This is a genomic window from Streptomyces atriruber (genome assembly GCF_001418325.1).
Lineage (GTDB): Bacteria > Actinomycetota > Actinomycetes > Streptomycetales > Streptomycetaceae > Streptomyces > Streptomyces atriruber.
Map to the genome: position 1 here is coordinate 1 of NZ_LIPN01000295.1, position 4,314 is coordinate 4,314.

The window sequence follows — 4,314 nt, forward strand, 5'->3', positions numbered from 1 at the left end:
CCGCTCGCCCCTGGCCCTCTCCCTCGCCTCCGGGACTCCCCGGGCCGTCGTGCTCCTCCTGCACGGAGGCCGCGAGCACGGTACGTCGACGCCCCCTCCGTGGAACCTGCCGAGCCTGCGGATGCGGCCCTTCGCGCGTGCCATCAGAAGGGCCTACGGCACGCGGGGCGTCGCGGTGGGGCAGGTCCGCTACCGCTGCCGCGGGTGGAACGGCGAGCGGGAGGACGCCGCCAGGGACGCCCGCCGGGCGCTCGACGAACTGGCTCCGCGCATCGGGGACGCGCCCGTCGTCCTCGTCGGGCACTCGATGGGCGCCCGCGCCGCCCTGAGTGCGGCGGGCCACCCCTCGGTCCGGGCCGTGGTGGGCCTCGCCCCGTGGTGCCCGACAGGGGAGCCGGTGGCCCAATTGCGGGGCCGTGGTGTCGTACTGCTGCACGGCGACCGGGACGGGACGACCGACCCCGCCCGGTCCGGGGAGTTCGTGGCACGGGCGGCGGCGGCCGGGGCGGCCGCGGGCCTGGTGCCGATGAGCGGCAGCGGCCACGCGATGCTGCGTAACGCACCCGCCTGGCACGCCCTCACCACGGCGACGGTCGGCGGCCTCCTGGGGCTGGGCCCGCTCCCCGACGAGGTGACGCGGAGCCTGCACGTGCGTCCCGCGGTATAGCGCGAGGCTCTCGGGGCGGTTCCGGTCGGCACCCGTCAGGACGTCGGCCCCGTTGCCTGCACCCGGGCCGCGTAGGCGCGGATGTCCGCGTCGGGGTCCGTGGTCGCGGCGGTGAGGGCCGCTCGGGCCTCGGGGTCGGTGACGTGGTCGAGGAGGGACAGGACGGCGGCCTTGCGCACGTCCGCCTCGGGGTCGGCCGAGGCCTCGGCGAGGGCGGGGACCGCCGGGCCCGGCGGCGCCGCCCGCAGGGCGGTCGCGGCACCGGCCCTGACCTGCCAGGCGGGGTGGCCGAGCGCGGCCACGGCCCGTTCGGCATACGGGAGCGGGCAGCCCGTGACCGCGAGCGACGCCAGTGCGGCCGCGCGGACCAGCGGATCGGGGTCGTCGAGGAAGGGCGCGAGCCACGACGGCGACGGATCGCGCACCGCCGCGAGACCGCGGGCCACCGCCACCCTGACCTCGCGGGCCGGGTCGTCCACGGCGGCCGCGAGGTCGGCGGCCGCGTCCACCGACACCAGCGCCCGCACGGCGTGGATGCGGACGTCGATGTCGGCGTCGGCCAGCGCGGCGGCGTACAGCGCGGCGTCCCCGAGCCGCAGCGCCCGCAGGACGTCCACCGCGGCGCCCCGCACGGCCGGATCCGCCACACCGAGCGCCGCGCGCAGGCCCGCCCCCAACTCCGTCTCCGCGGGCAGCACTTCGACCAGCTCGCGCAGAGCGCCCGCCGAGGCCGCCCGTACCTGAGGGTCGGGGTCCTGAAGTGCCGCGGCGAGCGCGGGACCGGCACCCGCGGGCACCGTCTCGGCGACTACGGCGACGGCCGCGGCCCGCACCGCCGGTTCGGCGTCCCCGAGGTAGGGGGCGAGGGCTGCCAGGTCGGGGGATTCCTCGGCGAGGGCGAGGAGGCCCAGGAGGGCGGGGTCCGCCGCCGGGGCTCCGAGGAGCGGGGCGGCGGGATCCTCAGAGGGCGGTGACGCCTCGGCGGGCGCCGTCGGGCGGGCGGCGGGCGCGACGTTCCGCGGCCCCGCCGTCGCCACCGGCACCAGCGCGACCTCGCCCAGTACCCGCTCCGCCCCGGCCACCGGATCGAACTCCGGCACCGGCACCACGTACGGCTCGACCGGCCTGGCCCTGAACTCCATCGCTCCCGAAGGGGACTTGTAGACATCGAGATGGTGCAGCCAGCCCGCGTCGTCGCGCTCCGGATGGTCGAGGCGCTCGTGGTACAGCCCCCAGCGGGACTCCGTCCTCGCCAGCGAGGAGCGCGCGGCCATCTCCGCGCAGTCCCGGATGAACGACACCTCCGCGCACCGCATCAGCTCATGGGCGGTGCGCGCCCCCATTGCGGCGATCTCGCCGGTCATCCGCTCGAACGCCTCGACGGCCAGGGACAGTTTGGCCCCGGACTTCGGAGGCGCCACGTAGTCGTTCACGAACCGGCGCAGCTTGTACTCGACCTGGGGCTGCGGCGGGCCGTCGGGACGGCGCAGCGGCCGGTAGACGAGCTCGTGCGCCGCGGCCAGCTGATTGCCGGGCAACTCGCCCTCGTACGCGCGGTACTGTGAGGCGTCGGCCCCGGCCAGGTCGCCGAAGACGAAGGCGCCGATCATGTAGTTGTGCGGTACGCAGGCCAGGTCGCCGGCCGCGTACAGGCGCGGCACGGTGGTGCGCGCCTGTGCGTCGACCCGCACCCCGGACGCTGAGTGCCCGCCGCACAGCCCGATCTCCGAGATGTGCATCTCTACGTCGTGCGTGCGGTAGTCGTGGCCGCGGCCCTCGTGGAAGGCGGCGCGCGTGGGCCGTTCCGTCGTGTGCAGGATCGACTCGACGGTGCTGATGGTCTCCTCCGGCAGATGGCTGAGCTTCAGGTACACCGGGGCCCGGTCGGAGGCGAGTTCGGCCGCGAACTCGGCCATCATCTGCCCCGACCAGTAGTCCGACTCCACGAAGCGTTCGCCGTGCCGGTTCACCTGATAGCCGCCGAACGGGTTGGCGACGTACGCGCACGCCGGGCCGTTGTAGTCCTTGATGAGCGGATTGACCTGGAAGCACTCGATCCCGGTGAGCGCGGCCCCCGCGTGGTACGCCATCGCATATCCGTCGCCCGCGTTCGTCGGGTTCTCGTACGTCCCGTAGAGGTAGCCGGACGCGGGCAGGCCGAGGCGCCCGCAGGCGCCGGTGGCGAGGATCACCGCGCCCGCCCGGACGGTGACGAACTCGCCGGTGCGGGTGTTGAACCCCGCCGCGCCCACCGCACGGCCCGCCACCGTGAGCACCCGCACCGGCATCACCCGGTTCTCGATGCGGATCCGCTCCCGCATCTCGCGGCGGCGCAGCTGCCGGTAGAGGACCTTCTTCACGTCCTTGCCCTCGGGCATCGGCAGTACGTAGGAGCCGGAGCGGTGCACCTGGCGGACCGCGTACTCGCCGTGCTCGTCCTTCTCGAACTTCACTCCGTACGACTCCAGGCGCTGGACCATGGCGAAGCCGCGGGTCGCGGTCTGCCGGACCGTGGACTGGTCGACGATGCCGTCGTTGGCGCGGGTGATCTCCGCGACGTAGTCGTCCGGCTCGGCGCGGCCCGGGATGACCGCGTTGTTGACGCCGTCCATGCCCATCGCGAGGGCGCCGGAGTGCCGCACGTGCGCCTTCTCCATGAGCAGCACGTCAGCGCCGTGTTCGGCGGCGGTCAGGGCGGCCATGGTGCCCGCGGTGCCGCCGCCGATGACGAGGACGTCGCAGGAGAGCTCGGTCGCGTCGGCGAGGTCGGGGATGGCCAGGGGGGTGTCCACGGGCGCGCCTTTCACGGAGACAGGGGATACGGAGTACCGGGGCATGTGGGGTGAGGGGCGGAGATCAGAGGGAGGCCAGGACGCGGCGGCGGAGGTCGGCCGTGCCGGGCGCGTTGCGTGCGTCCCGCTGCCGGGGGTGCGGGACGTCCAGGACCTCCCCGGAGGAGAGCAGAGCGATCCGGTCGCCGAGGTGCAGCGCCTCGTCCACGTCGTGGGTGACGAACACGACGGTCGCGCCGGTGCCGCGCAGGATCTCCACGAGCAGGTCCTGCATCCCGGCGCGGGTGTGCGGGTCGAGCGCGCCGAACGGCTCGTCCATGAGGACCGCGCGGGGCCGCGCGGCCAGGGCCCTGGCCAGCTGCACGCGCTGGCGCTGCCCGCCGGAGAGCTGACGCGGCAGCTTGCGGGCGTGCCCGGCGAGACCGACCCGCGTCAGCCAGTCGTCGGCGGCCCGCCGCCGCCCGGCCCTGGGCACCCGGCGGATGGCGAGGGGGAGTTCGACGTTGGCGCGGACGCTGCGCCACGGCAGCAGGGCGTCCTCCTGGAAGACGAGGGCCCGGTCCGCGGCGGGTCCGACGACGGGCACCCCGTCCTGGGTGACGTGCCCGTCCAGCGGCGGCAACAGCCCGGCGAGGGTCCGCAGCAGCGTGGACTTGCCGCAGCCGGACGGGCCGAGCACGGCGACGAGTTCGCCCGGCGCGATCCGCAGCCGCACGGTGCCGGGCAGCGCCCGGCCCTCGCGGTGGCCGAGCCGCACGTCGTCGAGGGCGAGTGCGGCGCCCTGCCCGGTGCGGGCGTCCACGGGCGGTACGGGGCTCATGCGACGGGCTCCTTGTCGAGGGCCGGGGCGGGCAC

At 75.5% G+C, this 4,314-nt stretch carries 3 protein-coding genes; 1 reads left to right on the plus strand and 2 read right to left on the minus strand.

The window, feature by feature from the left end:
- The first annotated feature begins 49 nt into the window (after positions 1-49).
- On the plus strand, positions 50-667 hold the full coding sequence (locus AOK03_RS27870) for a dienelactone hydrolase family protein (RefSeq protein WP_079074999.1): 618 nt from the start codon (positions 50-52) through the stop codon (positions 665-667).
- A gap of 35 nt (positions 668-702) precedes the next feature.
- Here the strand turns inward: AOK03_RS27870 and AOK03_RS27875 are convergent, their stop codons facing one another.
- Both AOK03_RS27875 and AOK03_RS27880 read right to left on the minus strand, forming a co-directional pair.
- Positions 703-3,504 (minus strand): fumarate reductase/succinate dehydrogenase flavoprotein subunit, encoded by a 2,802-nt coding sequence (locus tag AOK03_RS27875; protein ID WP_208609610.1) that lies wholly within the window; start codon positions 3,502-3,504, stop codon positions 703-705.
- Between the two features lie 19 nt (positions 3,505-3,523).
- Positions 3,524-4,279, minus strand: a complete 756-nt coding sequence (locus AOK03_RS27880; RefSeq protein ID WP_055568113.1) for an ABC transporter ATP-binding protein — start codon at positions 4,277-4,279, stop codon at positions 3,524-3,526.
- Between the last annotated feature and the right edge of the window lie 35 nt (positions 4,280-4,314).

Coding starts and splice junctions, on each gene's coding strand:
- AOK03_RS27875 (WP_208609610.1), bottom strand. CDS start 3,504: ATGCCCCGGTACTCCGTATCCCCTGTCTCCGTGAAAGGCGCGCCCGTG.
- AOK03_RS27880 (WP_055568113.1), bottom strand. CDS start 4,279: ATGAGCCCCGTACCGCCCGTGGACGCCCGCACCGGGCAGGGCGCCGCA.